The organism is Lactonifactor longoviformis, assembly GCF_042848515.1.
In the GTDB taxonomy this organism is placed as follows: domain Bacteria; phylum Bacillota; class Clostridia; order Lachnospirales; family Lachnospiraceae; genus Lactonifactor; species Lactonifactor longoviformis.
The window spans coordinates 2,552,662-2,573,768 of sequence record NZ_AP031453.1 but is presented as its reverse complement, the minus strand read 5'-3'; the positions used below and the strand labels follow the sequence as shown (position 1 = coordinate 2,573,768).

At 47.2% G+C, this 21,107-nt stretch carries 23 protein-coding genes; 3 read left to right on the top strand and 20 right to left on the bottom strand.

Annotated elements, in window-relative coordinates:
• Window position 1: 1 nt before the first annotated feature.
• From ACGHCT_RS11835 to ACGHCT_RS11815, 5 genes are read right to left on the bottom strand one after another with little or no spacing between them, the layout of a single operon-like run.
• On the bottom strand, window positions 2–922 hold the full coding sequence (locus ACGHCT_RS11835) for a malate dehydrogenase (RefSeq protein WP_390436035.1): 921 nt from the start codon (window positions 920–922) through the stop codon (window positions 2–4).
• A gap of 33 nt (window positions 923–955) precedes the next feature.
• Window positions 956–1,858: a thiamine pyrophosphate-dependent enzyme gene (locus ACGHCT_RS11830; RefSeq protein ID WP_390436034.1), complete on the bottom strand. Its 903-nt coding sequence runs from the start codon at window positions 1,856–1,858 to the stop codon at window positions 956–958.
• Window positions 1,859–1,873: 15 nt separating this feature from the next.
• On the bottom strand, window positions 1,874–3,052 hold the full coding sequence (locus tag ACGHCT_RS11825; protein WP_154260284.1) for a transketolase C-terminal domain-containing protein: 1,179 nt from the start codon (window positions 3,050–3,052) through the stop codon (window positions 1,874–1,876).
• Window positions 3,052–3,318: a 4Fe-4S binding protein gene (locus tag ACGHCT_RS11820; RefSeq protein WP_199884602.1), complete on the bottom strand. Its 267-nt coding sequence runs from the start codon at window positions 3,316–3,318 to the stop codon at window positions 3,052–3,054. Before ACGHCT_RS11820 ends, ACGHCT_RS11825 begins: the two co-directional genes overlap by 1 nt.
• 10 nt (window positions 3,319–3,328) lie before the next feature.
• A complete protein-coding gene (locus tag ACGHCT_RS11815) occupies window positions 3,329–3,868 on the bottom strand; it encodes a 2-oxoacid:acceptor oxidoreductase family protein (protein WP_154260287.1) in 540 nt (179 codons plus the stop codon).
• A gap of 276 nt (window positions 3,869–4,144) precedes the next feature.
• On the opposite strand from ACGHCT_RS11815, the gene ACGHCT_RS11810 reads away from it, so the two are divergent.
• The 3 genes from ACGHCT_RS11810 (at window position 4,145) to ACGHCT_RS11800 (ending at window position 7,125) form a co-directional block, all read left to right on the top strand.
• On the top strand, window positions 4,145–4,912 hold the full coding sequence (locus tag ACGHCT_RS11810) for an IclR family transcriptional regulator (RefSeq protein ID WP_154260289.1): 768 nt from the start codon (window positions 4,145–4,147) through the stop codon (window positions 4,910–4,912).
• 218 nt (window positions 4,913–5,130) lie between these two features.
• Window positions 5,131–6,213 (top strand): butyrate kinase, encoded by a 1,083-nt coding sequence (buk, locus tag ACGHCT_RS11805; RefSeq protein WP_390436030.1) that lies wholly within the window; start codon window positions 5,131–5,133, stop codon window positions 6,211–6,213.
• 15 nt (window positions 6,214–6,228) lie between these two features.
• Window positions 6,229–7,125, top strand: a complete 897-nt coding sequence (locus tag ACGHCT_RS11800) for a bifunctional enoyl-CoA hydratase/phosphate acetyltransferase (protein WP_390436028.1) — start codon at window positions 6,229–6,231, stop codon at window positions 7,123–7,125.
• 34 nt (window positions 7,126–7,159) lie between these two features.
• On the opposite strand, the gene nth is transcribed toward ACGHCT_RS11800, so the two are convergent.
• The 15 genes from nth to ACGHCT_RS11725 all read right to left on the bottom strand — a co-directional run bounded on the left by nth (window position 7,160) and on the right by ACGHCT_RS11725 (window position 21,054).
• Complete coding sequence (gene nth, locus ACGHCT_RS11795) at window positions 7,160–7,804, bottom strand: endonuclease III (RefSeq protein WP_256282411.1); 645 nt, start codon at window positions 7,802–7,804, stop codon at window positions 7,160–7,162.
• On the bottom strand, window positions 7,801–8,601 hold the full coding sequence (locus tag ACGHCT_RS11790; protein ID WP_256282410.1) for an alpha/beta hydrolase family protein: 801 nt from the start codon (window positions 8,599–8,601) through the stop codon (window positions 7,801–7,803). Before ACGHCT_RS11790 ends, nth begins: the two co-directional genes overlap by 4 nt.
• 13 nt (window positions 8,602–8,614) lie before the next feature.
• A complete protein-coding gene (gene folK, locus ACGHCT_RS11785) occupies window positions 8,615–9,433 on the bottom strand; it encodes a 2-amino-4-hydroxy-6-hydroxymethyldihydropteridine diphosphokinase (protein ID WP_390436026.1) in 819 nt (272 codons plus the stop codon).
• Window positions 9,433–10,248: a dihydropteroate synthase gene (gene folP, locus ACGHCT_RS11780; RefSeq protein ID WP_173015640.1), complete on the bottom strand. Its 816-nt coding sequence runs from the start codon at window positions 10,246–10,248 to the stop codon at window positions 9,433–9,435. Before folP ends, folK begins: the two co-directional genes overlap by 1 nt.
• A 25-nt stretch (window positions 10,249–10,273) precedes the next feature.
• Window positions 10,274–10,756 carry an HD domain-containing protein gene (locus ACGHCT_RS11775; RefSeq protein WP_154260307.1) on the bottom strand — a complete coding sequence of 161 codons (483 nt, stop codon included), beginning with the start codon at window positions 10,754–10,756 and terminating at the stop codon, window positions 10,274–10,276.
• Complete coding sequence (gene folE, locus ACGHCT_RS11770; protein WP_154260309.1) at window positions 10,757–11,311, bottom strand: GTP cyclohydrolase I FolE; 555 nt, start codon at window positions 11,309–11,311, stop codon at window positions 10,757–10,759.
• 194 nt (window positions 11,312–11,505) lie between these two features.
• Window positions 11,506–13,446 carry a DUF6449 domain-containing protein gene (locus ACGHCT_RS11765; RefSeq protein WP_226904297.1) on the bottom strand — a complete coding sequence of 647 codons (1,941 nt, stop codon included), beginning with the start codon at window positions 13,444–13,446 and terminating at the stop codon, window positions 11,506–11,508.
• Window positions 13,447–13,483: 37 nt separating this feature from the next.
• Complete coding sequence (locus ACGHCT_RS11760) at window positions 13,484–14,383, bottom strand: ABC transporter ATP-binding protein (protein WP_154260314.1); 900 nt, start codon at window positions 14,381–14,383, stop codon at window positions 13,484–13,486.
• The gene (locus ACGHCT_RS11755; protein WP_226904296.1) at window positions 14,349–15,536 is read right to left on the bottom strand and encodes a sensor histidine kinase KdpD; all 1,188 of its coding nucleotides are present in this window, start codon (window positions 15,534–15,536) and stop codon (window positions 14,349–14,351) included. The genes ACGHCT_RS11760 and ACGHCT_RS11755 overlap by 35 nt, the downstream gene beginning before the upstream one ends.
• Complete coding sequence (gene vanR / locus ACGHCT_RS11750; RefSeq protein WP_226904295.1) at window positions 15,526–16,218, bottom strand: VanR-ABDEGLN family response regulator transcription factor; 693 nt, start codon at window positions 16,216–16,218, stop codon at window positions 15,526–15,528. Before vanR ends, ACGHCT_RS11755 begins: the two co-directional genes overlap by 11 nt.
• Window positions 16,219–16,584: 366 nt before the next feature.
• Window positions 16,585–17,415, bottom strand: coding sequence for a YgcG family protein (locus ACGHCT_RS11745; protein ID WP_154260320.1), 831 nt, complete (start codon window positions 17,413–17,415; stop codon window positions 16,585–16,587).
• Window positions 17,416–17,436: 21 nt separating this feature from the next.
• The gene (locus tag ACGHCT_RS11740) at window positions 17,437–18,009 is read right to left on the bottom strand and encodes a LemA family protein (protein ID WP_226904293.1); all 573 of its coding nucleotides are present in this window, start codon (window positions 18,007–18,009) and stop codon (window positions 17,437–17,439) included.
• A gap of 22 nt (window positions 18,010–18,031) precedes the next feature.
• Window positions 18,032–18,499, bottom strand: a complete 468-nt coding sequence (locus tag ACGHCT_RS11735) for a pyridoxamine 5'-phosphate oxidase family protein (RefSeq protein WP_226904292.1) — start codon at window positions 18,497–18,499, stop codon at window positions 18,032–18,034.
• A gap of 175 nt (window positions 18,500–18,674) precedes the next feature.
• The gene (locus ACGHCT_RS11730; protein WP_173015636.1) at window positions 18,675–19,607 is read right to left on the bottom strand and encodes a tocopherol cyclase family protein; all 933 of its coding nucleotides are present in this window, start codon (window positions 19,605–19,607) and stop codon (window positions 18,675–18,677) included.
• A complete protein-coding gene (locus ACGHCT_RS11725; protein WP_390436022.1) occupies window positions 19,597–21,054 on the bottom strand; it encodes an FAD-dependent oxidoreductase in 1,458 nt (485 codons plus the stop codon). The genes ACGHCT_RS11730 and ACGHCT_RS11725 overlap by 11 nt, the downstream gene beginning before the upstream one ends.
• Between the last annotated feature and the right edge of the window lie 53 nt (window positions 21,055–21,107).

The window sequence follows — 21,107 nt, the reverse complement described above, 5'->3', positions numbered from 1 at the left end:
ACTAATAATTTGCACTTGCTATCATACCGCTTATTTTTTCCGCAACCTTGTCCAGTTCGAGTCTCCTCTCTGGGGTGAGCTGCGGAATAATCACTTCCTTCGCGCCTCCACTACCCAGTTTCACCGGCAGGCCCATGGCGCATGAGGAATACCCCAGATGCTCACAAAGCGGCGTCGAACATGGGAGGATAAGATCCCTGTCCTTCACAATAGCTTCCACCATCATTGACATTGTTACCCCGGAAGTATAGCCGGTAGTCGTGCCCGTCTCCAAATCCGTCCAATGCCTGAACCATTCACCGCATTCCCTCTCTATCTGCGACTGCTCTTCCTGGGTAAGTTCCAGGGGAACACCTCCATAGGTCATGGACTCATACAGCCGAAGAGCTCCGCCCCCGTGTTCACCGATACACAGTGCGCCGATATTTGCATATTCTTTTCCTGTAATCATTTCAGTGGCCCATTTGAGGCGAATCGTATCATTGCCTGCCAGACCCAGAAATTGTTTTTTATCCCAACCCAGCAGCTTTTGGTAGATGTAGACAAAGACGTCCACCGGATTTGCAGACACAATGACAACCGTTGTCGGCTTACAATGTTTCTTTAATTGTTCACAGATGGGAGCTATAATTTCTACATTCATCTGCAGCTCCTGCGCCCGGTCTTTGATCTCCTTAGAAAACGGCTTTGCTGCAGCACTTAGAATGATGTCACAGTCAGAAAAATCCGAATACTCTTTTGCCAGAGAAACCTTTGTCCGGCTCACCGGAAGAAATGCCTGGTTCATATCCATCACATTAGCTGCCGCAAAATTCTCCTTCACATCCATTAATTTTATTTCTTCCACACAGTCCCGCAAACCCACACAAAAAGCGGTTGTCGCTCCCAGGCGCCCCGCGCCTCCTATTACACCGAATTTCATATTTCTGCTCCTTTCTATCCTTCACTCCATTCCTTATTCTGCCAGCCTCATAAGTATATGGAATCTCTGATCCGCTATCTGCTGAATACTGTAGATATCTTCATCTGTAAGATTCTTGAATTTTCCAATCCCCTGTATAAAATCCTTTACAGATATAGGTGTTTTATTGCTCACATTCATGTGATACCCGTCCTCGTCCATCTCCCATAGAGGAAACATGTTAGACCTTACGGCATTTCTGGCTACCTCAATGGCTTTTTCCGGGGAATATGCCCATCCCGTAGGACAGGGAGAAAATACATGCAGATAGGCAAAGCCTTTTTTGCTGGCCGCCAGCCCTTTCTCTACTTTTCTCACAAAGTCTGCCATGTGGGACGGTGACGCCGTTGCGCAGTAGGTCAGTCCATGCATGGACATAATCAGAGGAAGATACTTCTGCTGCTGCTGTTTGCCGTTTATCACCGATCCTATGGGGGTTGTGGATGTCCTGGAACCCTTAGTCGTTGTGGAGCTTCTCTGATAGCCGGTATTCATGTACCCCTCGTTGTCATAGCAGACATAGAGCATCTTTTCATTTCTCTCCGCAGCTGCTGAGAGACTTTGAAATCCGCAGTCGGCTGTGGCTCCATCCCCTGCGATTCCTATAATATTCACCTCTCCCCTTCCTTTCCGCTCATACATCTGACTCAGCCCGGTAAGGAAGGATGCTGTATTATCCAGCAGAGGGATATGCACAGGAATCTTAAGGCCGTTGGCGTAATTCCACCCTACCACACCGGCTCCCGCCATGCATCCCGGGGGAATCCCGACAATCGTGTTTTTACCTGCTATCTTCAGAACTGTTCTAAGTATCAACTCTCCGCCGCACCCCTGACAGGCAGACATGCCCGGAGTTACCTGATCTTCTGCTTCTTTTAATATATCAATATAGCTCATTTATCTTCCTCCTGTCTAGTCAACCATATACCACTGGGTTTCTCTTTCCCCCGGTTCATTCTTATGGGCGTCCAGATTTCTGATTGTCTCCATCATCATTTCAATGGAAATATCTGCGCCCCCCAGGCCGCCGATTGCGGAAAAATGGCAGTATCTGCTGTCAGCGTCCGCCAGTGCCGCCTTGATTTCCATATGCATAGGTCCCTGGCACCATCCAAAACTTACACTTCTGTCGATCACTGCAAACGCTTTCTTATCTTTCAAAGCATCTCTTATTTTCTCTGCCGGAAACGGCCTTGTGAAGCGCAGTTTAAGCAGGCCTGCCTTAATTCCCTCTTTTCTGGCCAGATCCACCGCATCCATTCCTGTTCCGGTCATTCCCCCGATGGTTACGATAACAACATCCGCATCCTCTGTCCGGTACTGAGAGACTGCTCCGCCGTAATAGCGTCCGAAGGCATCTCCAAATTTCTTGTCCACCTCATCAATAACTTCCAGGGCTTTCTTCATTGCATCCAGATGAGATTTTCTGTATTTCATCAGAATGGGACCTGGTGTAAGAGGATCCAGGGCAAAGGGATGATCCGGATCCAGCACCCCGTGGTGAAAGGAAGGCGGCGGCAGGAATCTGTCCACCTCTTCCTGCAGGGGAAGATCCACGCCCTCTGTGAGATGAGAGCTGTAAAATCCATCGTAGCAGACATTTACTGGGAGTAATACCTCCGGGTGCTCGGCCAGCATATAGCTCTGGAGGATCATATCCACGATCTCCTGGTTACTGTCACAGAACATCTGAATCCATCCCGCTTCACGGACACTCATTGCATCCTGCTGTCCGCTCCACACAGTCTCCGGAGAGGTCATCTCTCTGGTAGCCAGAGCCATAACCATAGGAAAACGCAGGGTAGACATACGAAAGTAGGGTTCATACATCAGTGCCAGCCCCTGGGCGGACGTTGCTGTGAACACTCTGCCGCCTCCGGCAGCTGCCCCCTGAACCACACTCATAGCGGAATGTTCCGATTCTACCTGCACCAGGTTGGCATCTATGGCTCCGTCGTGAACCAGTCCGGCCAGATATTCCACTACAGACGACTGGGGGGTTATAGGATAGGCGGCAATCAAATCCGGATGACACAATGCTGCAGCTTCTGCCGCAGAGTAATTACCTGTAAGAACTTTTATCTTGCCCATTATCTTGAACCTCCTTCCAGTACCATAGCAATCGCACCTTTTTTGCACTCATTGGCGCAGATCCCACATCCTTTGCAGTAATCATAAGTAATCTCAAACCTTTTACCCACGGCGATAACGGCATTGACCGGGCAGCTTGCCAGACACATACCGCAGTCGATACATTTTTCCTTGTTCATCACTGGACGGTATACTCTCCAGCTGGCTGTATCGAGAATATACATTCCTTCATCCCCGATGGGTGTTATATGTAAATGCTTCACCATAAACTTCCTCCTACTCTTTTAAGCCGGCAGCCTGCCGGTAAGCCTTTTGGGCAGCCTCTCTGTTTGCAGCTCCAAAGGATGCCTCCACTTCCTGAAACAGCACATCTTTGTCCACCAGTCCCGAAATTTTGGCGAATGCCCCCAGCATCGCCGTGTTGGGAATATTGCGCCCCAGAAGCTCTTCTGAGATTCCGGTTGCATCAACTACAGCAACCTTCCCTGCACAGGAAGGAACTCTCAATTCCTCCGGGGTTTTGACAGAATTAATAATTACAGTACCACCCTCCTTCAGACCTGCATATGTACTTGGAAGGGATACCAGAGAGTCATCTAGTATCATCAGAATATCCGGTTCATACACCTGCATCTTTCTGCGGATGGGTTCATCGGAGATTCTCAAATAGCCAAATACCGGGGAGCCTTTTCGTTCTACCCCGAAAAACGGAATAAACTGGCCATACTTTTCTCCGGCTACGGCAGCCTTTACCACTATCTGGGAAGCTTTTACAACTCCCTGGCCGCCACGGCCGTGCAAACGGATTTCTTTCATGCGCATTTCTCTCCTTTATAGTTTATTTTACGAGTAACCTTTTGTTTTTCGTTTTGCATGTCAAAACATTGTTTTATATAATAAACACTTTGTATCTTTATAATATATTTAGTTTTTAATTCTGTCAACTATTCTTTAGCTGTAAAAGTGTAACATTTTTCATGTCCATTTTTGTCTATAATATATAAAACATTCGTTTACTATGTGAAACAATCGTTGACGGACAAACTGTTTCTTGTTACACTAAAACCATATTATCCAAAGGAGGAATGCCACTTGAAAGAAACCGCCAATAACGAAAAATATATTCTCCATTCTGTGGAAACTGCGCTTTCCGTTATGGATCTCTTTTTTACTTACGAAGAACTAAGCCCCAGCGATGTAACCCGCTATCTGGGGATTAACCGCAGTACTGCCTTCCGTTTTCTGGTGACTCTCGAGCAAAGCGGCTACATTGTTAAGACAGAAAATTCTAAATACCGTCTCAGTGTCAAAGTGTCAACGCTTGGCCAGATTGCTCACAACCGCATGGAACTTATCGGACTCATACATCCTCATCTTTGCCGTATCTCAGAGGCAACCGGAGAGTCTTCCCATTTGGTCATCATGGACAATCCAACTCATGTTACCTTTGTAGACAAAAGCATCGGATCCCTGTGGCTAAAAATGGATATTCTTCTGGGTTACACACAGTATGCACACCTCACAGCTACCGGAAAGTCCATACTTGCCTACGAGTCAGATCAGTTCATCAACCAATACATCCGCTCTGCAGTCTTTGAGCAGCACACACCATACTCCATTAAAGATGCCAAAGAACTGCTGAACATCCTGGACAAAGTAAAAACCGATGGATATTCCAGTGATAACGAGGAAACAGAGATCGGGCTGTCCTGTTACGCCGTACCAATCCTCTCGTTTTCCGGAAGGCCCGTGGCCGCAATCAGCTCCTCCGGACCGACCACAAGGATGCTGGCCAATAAAGAGAAACATCTGGAAGTACTACACAATGCAGCAGAGCAGATCCAAAAAGGGTTGCAGTAAAAAAGGGGGACGTGTTCTTTCTAAAAAGAACACGTCCCCAAATCGATCAGGGGTGTCCCGAATTCACTTTGCCCTGTCCCCTTTTTATCTTTCTTAATTTTCATATTGACTCCCATACCCTTATATGATATATTCTGATTAAACAAGTTCATATATTAAAACGTCGTTTATTATATTAAACACTTTGTAAATTGCATTAATATCATAAGGAGGCGTTTATGAACTATCGACTGCTAATTATTAATATGGGCTCTACCTCCACAAAGGTAGGTGTTTATACTGACGACACTGCGCTCTGGGTTCAGTCGATTACTCATCCCAGGGAAGTGATTGCAGGATATCTGCATTTTATGGATCAGTATGAGTATCGTATGAAGGCAATCCTCTCTCTGCTGAAGGAAAAAGGTGAACTGCTGGAAGCTTTTCACGCTATTGTAAGCCGCGGGGGCACAATACAGCCTGTAAAGGGAGGTACCTATGAGATCACGCGCAAAATGCTTGCGGATTCCCAGTGCGGCAGATACGGGGATCATCCATGCAATATCGGAGGGCAGATCGCCTATGATCTCGGACAGAAATACAATATCCCGGCATTTACCATAGATCCCCCGGTATGTAATGAAATGTGTGAGGAAGCAATTTATTCCGGCCTTCCGGAGATTGAAAGGATTGCTTCATTTCAGGCTCTGAACCACCGTGCCACTGCGAGAAAATACTGCCGGGACCACGGAGTGGATTACTCAGAGGCTCATCTGATAGTGGCTCATATGGGCGGTGGAATTACCGTTGCCGCCCATGAGCAGGGCAAAATTATTGATGTGAATAATGGACTTGCAGGGGATGGTCCTTTTGCTCTGGAGAGAAGCGGTGACCTCCCGGTAGGAGAATTGATTAAGCTTTGTTACAGCGGCCGGTACACGCAGGATGGGATGCTCCGCAGGGTAAATGGGCGCGGAGGCATGGCGGCATATCTGGGCACAGTAGACGGACAGGAGGTTCAGCGCAGAATTGATTCCGGCGACAAAAAGGCTGAATCTGTCACCAGAGCTATGGCTTATCAGGTTTCCAAGGAAATCGGAGGAATAGCCGCAGTGATGAAAGGAAGGATAGACGCCATAGTTTTGACTGCTGGTCTGGGATATTGGGAATATTTTGTCAATCTTATCAAAGAGAGGGTCTCCTTTCTCGCTCCTGTCGCTGTCTATCCAGGGGAAAATGAGATGGAATCCCTGGCTTTGGGTGCTCTCCGTGTCCTGAGCCGGGAGGAACCTATACAAAATTACGATGAACAGTCTGCCTGAGAAAGGAGGATTTCCATGTATCACAACTTTGAGGAATTCATGAAAGAGATAAGTAAGAATACTGATAAGAAAATCATAGCCGTAGCCGCTGCTCATGACTCAGAGGTTTTAGCATGTGCCGCCTTGGCGCGAAATGAGGGAATTGCCGCTTTTACGCTAATCGGAATCGAGGATAAGATAAGAGAAATTCTCCTGTCTCTAGGAGAAGAACCGGATATGTGGAATATTATCCACGAGCCGGATGACACAAGATCTGCCATGCTGGCTGTGGAACTGGCCGCGAAAGGAAAAGCGGACGCTATTATGAAAGGTCTCCTCCACACATCAGCCTTTCTGCGTGCCCTGTTTCACAAAGAATACTGCCTAGTACCCCCAAAAGCGCTTGTCAGCCAGATAACCGTCAGTGAATTTCCCCAGGAAAACAGGTTTATCCTTCTGACTGACTGTGCGATCAGCGTATGTCCTTCCTATGAGGATAAGGTTCAGATTATCAGAAATGCCGTATCTCTGGCACATAAACTGGGAATCCATTGTCCTAAGGTTGCCTGTATCGCTCCTGTGGAGGTGATTAATGAAAAAATGCCGGAGACCATTGAAGCGGCTATGCTCTGCAAAGCCAATGAGAGGGGCCAGCTCAGGGACTGCTGCGTAGACGGTCCTCTTGCTCTGGATAATGCTGTGTCTGCCCAGGCCGCAGCCGCAAAAGGCATTTCCAATCCCGTCGCTGGCTCCGCTGATATTCTTCTTCTTCCCAATCTATGTACAGGAAATGCTCTGGATAAAGCGCTGCGGTATTTCGCCGATCTGAAGACGGGAAGCGCAGTCATCGGCGCACGTGTTCCAATTATAATGACATCCCGGTCAGATTCTGCCCGGAATAAGCTCCATGCTGTGGCGCTCAGTGTTTTATAGCCTTCCAAAAACGGAGTAGAAAAGCCTCTGTAACCTATGGCTTTTCTACTCCGTTTTTTTCACATATATCTGCAAGACAGCACCTCTCGCAATGGGGTTTTGTCCTGGCTGTACACACATCTCTGCCGTGATAAACCAGCCTGTGGCAGAAATCACTTCCCTCTTTCGGAGGAATAAGCTTCCACAGTGCCATCTCTACTTTTTTTGGTTCCTTTATCCCATCCACAAGTCCCATGCGGTTTACCAAGCGGATACAGTGCGTGTCAGTGACAATGGCAGGTTCCCCAAAGACATCCCCCATGATCAAATTGGCACTTTTTCTTCCCACACCGGGGAGCTTCAGAAGACTGTCAAAATCTCTGGGAACCTTTCCCCCATACTCATCCTTTAATATTTTCATACAGGCACTAATATCTCTGGCCTTGCTCCTGCCCAGTCCGCAGGGCTTTACAATGCGCTCTATATCCTCCGGATCCGCAGCTGCCAGGGCATCCACATCCGGATACATGGCATAGAGATCCTCTACCACCACATTTACTCTGGCATCTGTACACTGAGCAGCCAGACGGACACTCACAAGCAGCTTCCAGGCATCATCATAGTCCAGCGTACATCCGGCCTCCGGATATTCGATTTTCAGTCTCTCAACAATTTCAAGAGCCAAGTTCTCCTTTGTCATACAGTTTCCTCTCTATTTTCCCAGTCCTTTCCCCTGCAGGCAGACATTTCCTCCAGCGCCTTTTTCAGCGCCGGATTAAAAAAGTTCCAGTCATGGATCCCTTTCCACTCTTCATAGGCAAAATCGAAATCCATTCCTTTCATTTCTCTCTGAAATCTGTCATTGTCCTCATAGAGAAAATCACTTGTACCGCAATAAGCCCGGATCACAGGCTTTACTTTCTCCCCTTCTATCCTTTTGGCCAGTTCTGTGATATCATACTCCGGCTTATATTCCAGCGATTCTCCAAAAACCAGCCCCAGATCCGGAATACCCGGAATATCTGGAACATCTGCCCCTCTCTGCTCATCCAGGATCTCCCTGATATACAAAAACGCAGAGGAGATAGCGCCACAGAAACCATATTGTTCCGGCCTGGAAAGGGCACACTTGAGAGCACCGTATCCACCCATAGACAGCCCGATAATTGCCGTGTCTTCCCGTTTCAAAGATATATGAAAAATATTCTTACAAATCGCCGGCAGTTCCTCTGTAATATATGTAAAATACCGATACCCATGTACCATATCTGTATAGAAGCTTCTCTGCACCTCGGGCATAATATAGATAGCCCTGCAATTTTTTCCGTAATCTGCCAGCATAGTATAATTCAGATAATCTGTACAACTGCCGCTTAAGCCGTGAAGCAGATAAACTGCCTGATAGCTCTCTGAAGGCAAAAGTTCATCTGGGGCCATAACAGAAAGACCTGTATTCATCTGCAGTGTCTGTGAAAATATACTTCCTGTTACAATCATATATCCTCTCCTCCTAGTTTGTTGACAGTGCATCCTTCAGTTCCGCCACTGTCCGTCCCAGTACCGGATGCCTGAAATACGGAGCAATCTGAGCCATGGGCAAAAGCACAAAGTCTCTCAGGGGGATTCCTATATGAGGAATCTGCAGCGTCTCCGTGTCCAGGATTAAGTCATCATAAAAAAGGATATCCAGATCCAGAGTTCTGGGGCCCCAGTGAAGCACCCGTTTTCTGCCAGCATCCTGCTCAATGCCATGAAGCATATCCAACAGTTCAAAAGGGGTCAGAAGAGTCATCACTTCTGCGGCCCCGTTCAGGAACTTATCCTGATCTGTTACCCCATAAGGCTCTGTAACAATAAAGTCTGATACCCTGCCCACCCGGCAGCTCTCCTGTTCCTTCAGCGCCTCCAGAGCTTGGGTAAGATATTCTTCTTTGTCCCCCATATTGGACCCAAGGGCAATGTAGGCTCTGTGCCACCCTCTGGTAATCTCAATAGAAACCGTATCCAGAGGAAGTCCGATAGGCGCCCAGGGCTTTTTAATCTCCAGAGTCACCTGGGTCAGCAGGGAGAAGTGAAGCAGCAATTCCCTTGCCAAGTTTTCCACCACTGCTTCTATGAGCTTAAAGGTGTGGTTCTCCATGTATTCCTTCATAAAATGGCTGACTTCTCCGTAGTTAACAGAACGCTCCAAATGATCTGTCAAACCCGCTTCTCTGGTATCCATATATAAGACAGCAGAAATCAAAAACTTCTGTCCCAGCTTTGTCTCCTCCGGAAACACTCCGTGATTGCAGTAAACCTCCAGATTCTGTATCTTAATCTTATCCATTATTCAGCCTTTCTTCCCAGGATCGCTTCCGTCATCTGTATCACCCTGGCATTTTCTTTTATATCATGAACCCGCACAAAAGCAGCCCCCTTTGTCACACCCAGCACGGTGGTAGCCAGAGTTCCCTCTACTCGCTCACCCGCAGGCAGATCCAGGGCCAGTCCAATCACTGATTTTCTGGAGGTTCCCAGCAGGATGGGGCACGCCAGCTCATGGAGTCGTTCCAGACACCGGATAGCTTCCAGATTATTTTCATAAGTTTTACCAAATCCCACGCCGGGGTCCAATATAATTTTGTCCATTGATATGCCGGCTCTTTCGGCAATAGCCAATGTATCTCTCAAATCCCTGCACATATCTGTCATAAAGTCTTTATAGTCCGGCTGGTTTCTGTTGTGCATCAGGCAGCAGGCTGCCCCTGACGCTGCAATCACTCCCGCCAGTTCAGGATCATATTTTAACCCCCAGATGTCGTTCACCAGATCAGCCCCTGCCTCAAGGGCTGCCTTTGCCACCGCACTTTTATAGGTATCCACTGACACCGGAACATCAAATCTGGCCTTGACTGCCTCAATCACCGGTACAACACGGCGAATCTCCTCTTCCTCGGTAATCTGAACATGACCGGGACGGGTGGACTCCCCACCGATGTCAATGATATCAGCGCCCTCCCCAATCATATCCTCTGTGTGCTGTAAGGCCGACTCTCTGTTATTCCATCTGCCTCCGTCGGAAAACGAATCGGGAGTCACATTGAGAATTCCCATAATATAGGTATGATTCGCTGTGTCAAATATTTTATTTCCAATTGTCATCATAACTTCCGTCTCCTGTATTCCATTAGTACTTTAAGATTAAATTTTTTTTCTCCGGGCTCCAGTCACACTGCGCTTCAGCCTGGCATCCGAAGCAGCTCCTGGACATCTTGTCAGCCCGGTATATGATACCTGCCAGATTCTTCTCTCCCTGTACCGTACTGTCCCTATGCCTGATAATTGCTGTGAGAATCATCCTGCGCTCTTCCAGTTCAAAGCCGCAGTCTGTAAGGATCCCATCTGCTATGGGGACGCTCGCTTTCTGATGAGGCGTCTTGTCCCGGTATTGTACATGGCGCCCGATATCATGAAGAAGTCCAGCCGCATAAATCCACTCTTTTTCTATCTTTAATCCTTCTTCCAGACTAAAAAGATAGGCCAGACGAGCCACATCCAAAAAATGCGTCATGTCATGGCCACAGAAAATTCGTTCTTCTTCGTATCCTCTTATCTTTTCAAGACAATCTATGTACGTAGGATGCTGTAAAATCCTGTTTACTCTCTCCATCTATTTCACCAGCTGATAAAAAGTGTTCTGCAGTTCTGTATTGCCTTCAAAGACTCCCCTGGTTACCATGGTGACGGTCTTGGAACCAGGCTTTTTGATTCCTCTCATGGTCATACAGAGATGTTCAGCCTCTATCATCACCATAACCCCTTTGGGGCTCAAATGATCCATGAAAGAATCTGCGATCTGCGCCGTCAGCTGTTCCTGAAGCTGAAGCCGTCTTGCAAACACTTCCACCGTCCTGGCAATTTTGCTCAGGCCTACCACTTCATGATCCGGTATATATGCGATGTGTGCTTTTCCATAGAATGGGAGCATATGGTGTTCACAGAGAGAGTAAAACACAATATCCTTTTCTACTACCATCTCATTATTTGTCACATGGAAACGTTTTTTCAGATGCTCTCCCGCATCCTCCTCCATGCCGCCCACCAGCTCTGTATACATTCTGGCAATGCGATCCGGGGTCTCTATCAGGCCTTCCCTGTTAATGTCCTCCCCGATCCCTTCCAGAATGAGTCTGACTCCTTCTCTGACTTTATCCTGATTTACCATTTCTTTTGTCTCCGTTCAAAAATACTTAGTATACTAATCGATTTCTTATTATATCATGCCTTCGGCATGATCGCCACTCGCCGCTCACCAAAAGTGAGCAAAGCTTCCTATGGCTCGCTAACGCTCATTATATCATATTTTCCGGCAAAAGAAACGATAAATTTATACATCTATCCCTAAAACTGTACATTCTTCTACTTCAAGGCCACACAATTCACCCGCACAATAGTATCCCCTTCGTTCCCTTTGATTATCACCTGGTAATCCGTGTCCATATCATAGGGCTGCATCAGAGGCTGAATGCCATATTTTTGATACATGAGCCTCTTTTCCAGGGCTTTGATCTTTGCTTTGCTGTCTATGGTCTCCCTTTTGATAGATACCCGGCCGTAATCGGTCCAAGAACCGGACTCTTTTTCCTGGGTGACAGCGACAATCTTAAGGATCTCGTAATCACTGAGTCTTTTATCTGCTGGGATCCCTTTCCCTTTCAGGAAATTGACAGTTTCTGTAAAAGAAGGGTAAATATAGCCAATGCCTCCGTTCATACTTCCTTCCTTTGAAAAATTCAGCATACCGAGGGGCACACCCTCCGTAGCCTCCTCCATGGATAAATCCTCCAAATCTCTTCTATAACAGGCGAACAGCTCCATTTTTTCTTCGCCGCTGAGATCAGGCGTCAGCGCAGACACTCCGTTGGACCAGGTAAACTCATAGCCATTATCAATATCCTCTTCCCCATAGGAAATTAGTGACACCGTTCCGGCCTTATACTCCCCGCTCTCATATATGGGCTGAAATGCTTCCAAATCCACGGAAGAGGTTACAGGATACTGCCGATAAATATCGGATCCATTTTTCATATGATAGGCAACCGCAGCATAAGTAATGGCCTCCTGTTTTCCCTCCGAGTGTTCTGACAGACTCCGGATCCATTCCAATGCCGCAGATTTTCTCTCCCCGGTAAGTTCCATATGACGGAAACGGCTCTCCGCCATTAAATCATTCCTTAGATCCTCTTTTCGGAATTCGCTGTAAGAAGCGGTATCATCCATACCCTTAATACTTACCGACACAGAGCTTATCTTTCCTTCCTCCGGCAGATAAGAATCATATCTCCAGAGATCCCAATAAAAGCTGCACGCAATCAATGCACACACACCTGCAGTAAGAAGCATCTGCCGCTGTCTGGACAGCATGGCCCGAAAACGGAACTGAAAAATCACCTCCGCCAGTCCGTGGAAGGTGAACACTGCCACCAGTATTCCCGCCAGCACCCATACCACAGAACTGCTCTGTCCCCCGCAGAGGCGGAAGAAATATCCCCCCATCAGGCCCAAAGGAACTACAAGCAGGAACCGAAGAACTGGCTGCGCGGCAGGAAATGCTATTGCTTTACCTGCCGCTTCTGCGGGGCGGCGGTAAAAGAATACCCTGACCAGAACGTACAGAACAGCTGCCAATCCCAGGGCAGCCGCAAGATACGGGGCATGAGCACGCAGAGACCACCTGCCTGCCCCCGCCCCATATTCCCCGGAACCGGCCATCCTCTGATATAAATCCAGAGGAGAAAGATACAGTTTTATACGCTTCAGCCAGTCGGCCTGATAAAAAGTCTGAAAGAACATCTTACTGTACATCTGTACAATAACCCCAAAGGTCACCGACACGTAAAAAACGAAAAAAGCCAGCAGCCCCCCAGCAATCACAATATTTCCCGTCAGCAGCACGGCCAGCAAAGTAATATGGTAGAACAGAAGAAAGCCTGCGGCTGCAACCAGAAACCCTGCCAGTGCCAGAAAAAGACTGTCCCCCAAGTGCTTTGAATCTTTAATAAACCAGCTTAAAAGATGGGAAAGCAAACAGGGCGCTGCAAAAATCAGAAATCCATTCCAGTAAGCAGCAGAGAATAACGTTCTTCTCCTCACAGGCAGACTGAAGTAAAAGTCTGTCCTGTCCTGGGAAAAGAGATAGGAAAATCCCTGGATACCGCACAGAACAGCCAGGAGAATACTGATCGCCATAACAGTCTGGTTCCCCGGACCAAGTCTGTCATCCCCGGCCCAGAGCAATCCATTCCCCCCGGACGCAGTTTCCAGTACGTACATGCCAAACAAATAGCAGGAAAGTACCATAAGCCATATTCTCCTCTTGAAATCCTCCTTCATTCTTTTAAGAAATGAGAGTCTTGATGTCATATCCAATGGCCTCCGTTTCATTCACAAATATTTCCTCCAGAGTAAGAGGCAGAAATTCCCAGCATTCCGGTTCCAGACCCTCTACCGCTGCCCGAACTTCCTCTTTCCCCCCTCTTGCCAGAAAGGTAGTCAAAAATCCCGTCTGCCTGCAGGACACCAGGGTAAGTCCTGCGGATAACAATTCCTTACCGGAATCTTTAAAAATGCCCTGCACCTTATGAATTTCATATTCCATATTCTGTATATCTCTGGACAACAAAACACCGCCCTTATGCAAAATTCCAATGTAGTCGCAGCATTCTTCCAGCTCTCTCAGATTGTGGGAAGCGATTACCAAAGTTAATTCTCTTCGCCCCATCTCATCCTGAAGGATCCCTGTGACGGACTGACGCACAATAGGATCCAAACCGTCGAATACCTCGTCACAGAGTATGTATTTTGTGTTGGCGCACACAGCACATAAGATGCTTACCTGCTTTTTCATCCCTTTCGAAAACGTCCGAAGCCGTTGATTTTCCTCAAATCCAAAGTATTCCGCCAATTCTAAAAACCGTTCTGCTAAAAAGTCTGGATATGTATTTTTATAAAACCGGGCCATGCTGGCGATGGTTGCATTTGGAAAAAAGTATGGTTTATCCGGCAGGAAAAATATTTTTTCTTTCACAGCGGGAGTATCAAAGATATTTTCTCCATCAGCTGTAATCCTCCCTTTGTCCGGCCGCAGAATACCGGCTGCGATTCTAAGAAGGGTGGTTTTCCCGGCCCCGTTAGTCCCCAGAAGGCCGGTAACGGCCCCGTCCTGAATCGTCAGCGTTACGTTGTTTACCGCTTTGATCTCTTCAAAGCTTTTGCTTATCTCCCGTATCTCTATCATTTTCTGTCAGATTCCCCTTTCTGTCCGGCAGCATTACTGTAAATACAGTCCTATCCTCCCCGCTATCAGCATAAATCTCTCCTCCGTGGGCCTGGACAATTTCTTTGGCAATGGCTAGCCCCAGACCTGCCCCTCCTGTATGGGTTGAACGGGAACTGTCCAGACGGAAAAACTTCTCAAAAATGGTCTCCAGCTGGTTCTGAGGAATCGGATCTCCCAGATTAGAGAACGTGATCTTCACCTTGTCCTTTGCATGGCACGCCCGAATTTCAATGACAGTGTTCTCATAGCTGTAGGCAATGGCATTTTTCAGAATATTATTAAATACTCTGGCCAGCTTTTCTCCGTCCGCCCAAATCCACAGCTCTTCCGGAGTGTGGATCTCGACTTTTTTCCTTTGCTGCTCCAATATGGGATAAAACTGCTCACCCAGCTGTTGGAGAAGAAAACCAAGATTGGCTCTCCCCAGATTGATCTGTATTGCCTGGAGATTGAATCTGGTAATATCAAAAAATTCGTTTATAAGTTCCTCCAGACGGTATGCTTTATCCAGTGTTATCCCAATATATTTTGCTTTTTGCGCCGGGGGCATCTCCGGCACCTCATCCAGCAGGGACAGATATCCGATAACCGAGGCAAGAGGAGTCTTCAGATCATGAGCCAGATACGTAATCAGATCGTTCCGCTTTCTGGTTTCCTTTTCCAGAATCCGAACCTGTCTTACTTCTTTTTCCCGAATCTGATGAAGCTGTGCTTCAATCCTGGCGTAATCTCCTGGAAGAGGAGGGATCTCCTTTTGATTTTCCTGAAATTTTCTGAGGATATCAGCTATTTTACCAATATCCTGCTGATTCTTTTTTTTGGCCATACGGACGGCAAACCATCGCACCAGAAAGACCACTACCAGCACAAATACAAGAAAAGCAGGATACAAAAAGCTTTTCAGCGCATACCAGTTGATTGTCTGGGATTCTATATAATCATTTGTCTCGGCATTCAGAAACGTATCCCGGTAAACAAAAGAATTGGTAAACCAGTCTACAAATATCCCGTTAAATGTTGTATCCAGAAGCGTGTAAAGAAAACTGCAGACTGCAAGCACAAGGATGCCAAGCCCAACTGCCTTTACTGCTCTTACCCAATTATTCTTCAACCTTATACCCCACTCCCCAGACATTCTTAATGTATTTCGGATTTTCCGCGGAATCTTTCATTTTCTCCCGGATATGGCGGATGTGTACCATCACCGTATTATTGCTGCTTGTAAAATATTTCTCTTTCCAAACCACCCGAAACAGTTCCTCAGAGCTTACCACCTTCCCTTTGTTTTTGCAGAGATACCAAAGGATGGAGAACTCAATAGGCGTCAAGCTGATAGGCTTTTCATTGAGCCAGCAGCCGTGCTTTTCTCTGTCCAGAACCAGCCCGGATACAGTAATCACGTCATCCTCTGTCCCCGGACTGCTGTATCTTTTATACCTGCGAAGCTGCGCCTTTACCCGGGCGATTAGCTCCAGCGGGCGAAAGGGCTTTGTCACATAATCATCTGCCCCCAGCGTAAGACCTGTAATCTTGTCCATTTCCTGCTCTCTGGCAGTGAGCATGATAATAGGGTACGTATAGCTCTCCCGGATCCTCTGACACAGCGTGAAACCATCCAAATCAGGAAGCATCACATCCAGAATCGCCAGGTCCAGGGATGTAGTTTGTACACATTCCATTGCCTCCGCACCTGTATAATATTTATATACCTGAAATCCTTCATTTGTCAGAAACAATTCCACCAAATCCGCAATTTCTTTCTCGTCATCTACTACTAAAATCCGTGCCTCCACAGTTCTTCCCCCTATGCTTATCTAAATGTTTTATGTCCTGAGCCATTATAGCAAAATTTACTTTCTTTTCTATTAACGATTTATACAGAAATGCTTAAGATTTGCTTAATCTTTCTTTCCATATTTTTTAGGGACTCTCCACACTTTATTCAAGAAACCATCACAGATATTTCACATTTATCCTTTATAGTTATAAGTGTTAAGAGGCCAACAACCTAACGCAAAACTTTTTCTTTTTCATAAGCCAGTATCCACAGGGTACTGGCTCTCCTTCTTTTATATAGCAAATGGGGGCGGATATGTGTAACTTCCGCCCCCATCGCCGTATTCCCGTGCACAAGTGTCCGGCACCCCGGGCTCTTCTCTTTAAAAACGTCCGGATGCGCCTCCTCCCCCCGAAGAACCGCCTCCTCCTGAGGAACCTCCGCCGCCTCCGAAGCCTCCTCCTCCGAAACCGCCTCCAAAGCCCCCTCCGAAGCCTCCGAAACCGCCGCCGATATAAGGACCGCGGAAACCTCCGCCTCTTCTGCCGCCTCTGCGGTTATTGTTGTTTAGAAGAATCAGGATAATCACTACCAGAATAATCCACAGGATGTCTCCTGTCTTAGAATCATCGCTGCTCTCCCCGCTGTCTGCCTCTTCTTCGGGGAGAAGGCTTTCCGTGTCAAGCTCTGAGGGCGGCTGCAGTCCATATTCCTCATAGACAGCCTCCATTACCCCGGTATACATCATTTTTATTCCTGTATTCCAGTCGTCCTCTTTTAAATACGGAGTTCCCTGGCTGCGTATTATCCGGCCGGCCTTAGCATCATTGATGGCTCCCTCCAGGCCATACCCCACTTCAATCCGTACCTCACGGTCCTGGATTGCCACAAGGATCAGAACCCCGTTATTCTCTTTCTCATCACCAATTCCATACTGCCGGAACATAGTATTCGCATAATCCTCAATCGTGTTTCCGTCCAGACTTTCTACAATGGAGACAACTACCTGGGCCTTTGTCTCCTCAGCCAGAGCTTTGCTTCGCTGTACCACATAGGTTTCTGTTTCTTCACTGAGTACATCCGCAAAATCATTGACATAGAATTCACTGGTCTGCCGGGGAATCTCAGGTGCGCCAAAAACCTGTACGGCCTGTACAGTCAACAGGCAGACCAGAAACACTGGCAGCCATAGTATTTTTCTCTTTTTTTTCATATTCTCCCCTGTTCCCTGTCTTTACTCGTTAAAATTCACTTCCGGAACACTTTCAGCACCTTCCGCAGCCTGGAAATACTCTGCTTTCTCAAATCCGAAAATACCGGCAAACAGATTGGACGGAAACCGGCGGATTCTCTGGTTGTAAGTCTTTACCGCATCATTGTAATCTTTTCTGGCTACCGCAATCCTGTTTTCAGTCCCCGCCAATTCATCGGACAAAGACTGGAACTGCTCGCTGGATTTCAGATCCGGATAATTTTCTACTACCACAAGCAGACGGCTGAGGGCACTGGAAAGCTCACCGTCTGCTGCCGCCTTCTCTTCCATTCCCTGTGCCCCTGACAGCTTTGCCCTAGCATCGCTGACGGCTGTGATGACTTCCTCTTCCTGTTCTGCGTATCCTTTTACAGTGTTCACCAGATTAGGAATCAAATCAACTCTTCTTTGCAGCATCGTGTCAATATTGGCCTGCTGGTTCTCCACATCCTCCCGGATCCCTACCATGGAGTTATACTGGCTTACACAAAGTCCCCCGATCACAATCACACCGACTATGATCCCCAGCAGTACTATCTTACCTGTTTTTTTCACAATGAATCCTCCTCTTCTTTCCCTACTTGGGATACCGTTTTCCCGTAAATGATGACACGGTTACCTTAATAACTGAAATGATAGAGACCAGTCTCTCATTAAAATCAAACTCTTTTCCTGAGATACATTTCATCAATATCTTCATAGCCTCTATCTTCTCCCCGGGATCTTCGATAATTTGGGCCGTGCCGTGTCCTACGATACTGGCGTATTTGTAACCGTACTGGCAGGGAACTTTCCCCTCTACCAGCTGATGATCACAGTCCAGTTCCACGCCCACCCGGCTGTATCTGCGAAGGACATCCAGTTTCTTTCCTTCTACTGCTCCGTGAAGATAAAAAACAAGTTCTCCGTTCTCATAAGTATACCCATAATTCATGGGAAGAATGTAAATCTCCCCGTCATCATACATTCCAAGACGCAGAACTTCACATCGGTCGATAATATCTATCATATCCTGTACATCTTCAATTTCCCTGTCCCTTCTCACCTACTGTATCCTCCTTTATCATTTGTCTTCAAACGGTATGCCATTATTTTAACACAGCAGCTTCTATTTTTCCTCCAATTTCAAAAATTTTTCGATATATTTAATAAAAGGAAGCCCATGTACCGGCAGATCGCGCCGGCACATGGGCCTCCATTTTTCATCCTTACAAACCGAATTAGGTTGGAATACTGGAAAAACAGCTGGGGTTGACAACCTCCAGACTTCCGTTCTCGGCAGTGACATCCAGAAGAAGCTGTCCCTTTCTCCAGAAACGATATCGAATCACACAGGATAAAGCTTCCTGTATTTTCCCGGACATCCTCCCTTTTACCGGTGAGCGCAGGCTCTGTCCGCCTTTCCACGGATACTGGACCCACAGAAGATCTCTTCCCTGGCAGATCATAAATTCCCCGGAATTCCACCGGAAGATTCTTGCCCCGAGATAAGAGGCCAGCCGGTACTGTCTGCCTCCGTAGTACACGATGGCTATGCACCCTGAGAATTTCCACCTGCCCACAGGTACCTTCGCCACAGCAGCCGTAAAAGCCATATGCCCTTTGTCAAAGACACTGCACTGTGTCCACACATAACCCTCAGGAAATGAAGTTCCCCAATCCTTTTCAATATATCCGCACCCGCCGTTAAAATTATACCGCTCACCATTAATCATAAGACTTCCATGTATCTTATGGCTCAGACTCAGAATACCGTGATTGCATTCCATGGTAAAATAAGACAGAGGGCCCATAATATCCCGGGAAGGGGGCGTCAGGCTTCCATATCTCAAAACCCCCTGTATTTCGGCCGCCTCACTCTTTAGGTTTACCCGGATTCCTTTTTCACAAAATACATTCTCACCGATCTGGCAGTAAAATCTTTTTCTGTCCCCATAGTACTGGCTGGGCAAAAATCGGAATTCCCATGCGTTCTCTTCCGTGATTACCTGAATGAGAATGCTTATCCTTCCGTCTTTTTCTACATGGTACGAGGGAATAAAGCTGATCGTTTTATTCCCCTTCTGGTGTTTCAGATACCATCCCTCAAAATACTCTCTCTTGTCTTTTCCTCCCATAAATGCGCCGAATCTGCGCCCTCTTCTACTGGTCATCCTGCATTCCTCCGATATCATTCTGTGCCGGGTTATCGATAAGTTTCCCCTTATAGCTGAATCTGGAACCATGACAGGGGCAGTCCCAGCTCTTCTCCTGAGCGTTCCATTCCAGCTGGCAGCCAAGATGAGGACAGCGTACTGACACTGTAAATACTTTTCCGTCTTCTCTCTTATATACACCTACCTTCTGCCCCTGCATATCTACAATACCGCCTTCCCCTATTGTAAGATTTTCCAGGACGTGATCAGGCACCGCAAAGGCCCGCTTGAGCAGACCGGCGGCTGCCTTTGTGCCGTCCACTGCCATATGCTTCGCCGTAGAAAGTGTGATTCCTCTCTGGGGGGAAAACACTTCTTCCCATGGGTTTGGCACCTTTCGAATCAAATCACTGATTAACATAGCTGCGACCATGGACGAAGACATCCCCCATTTGCTGAATCCGGTGGCGACATACCAGTAGGGACGGCGGGCGGAATACCTGCCTATATAAGGAATCTGATCGGGTGACATACAGTCCTGTGCCGACCACATAGCCTCCGTCCTGCACTGAGGCCACCAGAGCGCCGCCTTGTCTCTCAGCTTTCTAAGAGAAGCGTCTGTAAGATTTTCTCCGGTTCTGTGGCCCTCTCCTCCTAGAATCAGAAACTCCCCGCTGTTGCGAAAGGAATAATCCCACTTGGTATCCGTGCCCAGATACATCCCGTCCATACAGGCGGCACCGGAGAATGCTACGGCATAGCTTCTCTCCTGATGCATCCGCATAAAATAATATCCCGGACGGTTTATAAATGGATAATGAGTTGCAAAGATAACGTGTTCTGCCTCCACCACCGGACCTGCCTCAGTAATCACCCTGTGCTCCTCTACACGGAGCACTCTGGTTTTTTCGTATATCTCTATATCACGGGCAATCCCCTCTAAAAACAGAAGTGGATGAAACTGAGCCTGGGCGGGATAGCGGATTGCCCCCTCAACAGGAAAGGGCAGCGAGGTAATTGTTGTAAATTCCCCTGCACAGCCCAAATGATTTACTGCCTCTACCTCTTTTTCTATCTTTTCTCTGTCTGACACAGAGTATAAAAATGAAGGCACCCGCTCAAACATACACTCTATATTGTGTTCCGTTATTATCTGTTCGTATTTTAATATTGCCTCCCAATTGGCCCCCAGATACAGGCCCGCTGCTTCCCTGCCAATCTTCTGGATTAGCTTATCATACAAAAGGTTATGTGAGAGCGCTATTTTTGCTGTGGTATTTTTTGTCTGCCCCCACCCGATCCGGTCTGCCTCCAAAAGAATCACTGAGACTCCTCTGTGTTTTAAGAGATAAGCAGTCAAGATACCTGCCATTCCTCCGCCTATCACCACGGCTTCCGTGTTTTTGTCAGAAGTAAGGGACTGAAAGTTCGGGAGTTCCTCCCTGCGCATCCAAATAGATTCCATGATTTCACCTCTTCTTTAAAGTGCGCGGACTGCGGATGTTTTATACTAAAAAT

Coding starts and splice junctions, on each gene's coding strand:
- folP (WP_173015640.1), bottom strand. CDS start 10,248: ATGACAATTGGAAATAAAATATTTGACACAGCGAATCATACCTATATT.
- ACGHCT_RS11820 (WP_199884602.1), bottom strand. CDS start 3,318: ATGGTGAAGCATTTACATATAACACCCATCGGGGATGAAGGAATGTAT.
- folE (WP_154260309.1), bottom strand. CDS start 11,311: ATGGTAAATCAGGATAAAGTCAGAGAAGGAGTCAGACTCATTCTGGAA.
- ACGHCT_RS11765 (WP_226904297.1), bottom strand. CDS start 13,446: ATGGTACTTTCCTGCTATTTGTTTGGCATGTACGTACTGGAAACTGCG.
- ACGHCT_RS11745 (WP_154260320.1), bottom strand. CDS start 17,415: ATGAAAAAAAAGAGAAAAATACTATGGCTGCCAGTGTTTCTGGTCTGC.
- ACGHCT_RS11730 (WP_173015636.1), bottom strand. CDS start 19,607: ATGACCAGTAGAAGAGGGCGCAGATTCGGCGCATTTATGGGAGGAAAA.
- ACGHCT_RS11815 (WP_154260287.1), bottom strand. CDS start 3,868: ATGAAAGAAATCCGTTTGCACGGCCGTGGCGGCCAGGGAGTTGTAAAA.
- ACGHCT_RS11825 (WP_154260284.1), bottom strand. CDS start 3,052: ATGGGCAAGATAAAAGTTCTTACAGGTAATTACTCTGCGGCAGAAGCT.
- folK (WP_390436026.1), bottom strand. CDS start 9,433: ATGGATAAGATTAAGATACAGAATCTGGAGGTTTACTGCAATCACGGA.
- ACGHCT_RS11725 (WP_390436022.1), bottom strand. CDS start 21,054: ATGGAATCTATTTGGATGCGCAGGGAGGAACTCCCGAACTTTCAGTCC.
- ACGHCT_RS11835 (WP_390436035.1), bottom strand. CDS start 922: ATGAAATTCGGTGTAATAGGAGGCGCGGGGCGCCTGGGAGCGACAACC.
- ACGHCT_RS11790 (WP_256282410.1), bottom strand. CDS start 8,601: ATGATTGTAACAGGAAGTATATTTTCACAGACACTGCAGATGAATACA.
- ACGHCT_RS11800 (WP_390436028.1), top strand. CDS start 6,229: ATGTATCACAACTTTGAGGAATTCATGAAAGAGATAAGTAAGAATACT.
- buk (WP_390436030.1), top strand. CDS start 5,131: ATGAACTATCGACTGCTAATTATTAATATGGGCTCTACCTCCACAAAG.
- ACGHCT_RS11760 (WP_154260314.1), bottom strand. CDS start 14,383: ATGATAGAGATACGGGAGATAAGCAAAAGCTTTGAAGAGATCAAAGCG.
- nth (WP_256282411.1), bottom strand. CDS start 7,804: ATGACAAAGGAGAACTTGGCTCTTGAAATTGTTGAGAGACTGAAAATC.
- ACGHCT_RS11775 (WP_154260307.1), bottom strand. CDS start 10,756: ATGGAGAGAGTAAACAGGATTTTACAGCATCCTACGTACATAGATTGT.
- ACGHCT_RS11830 (WP_390436034.1), bottom strand. CDS start 1,858: ATGAGCTATATTGATATATTAAAAGAAGCAGAAGATCAGGTAACTCCG.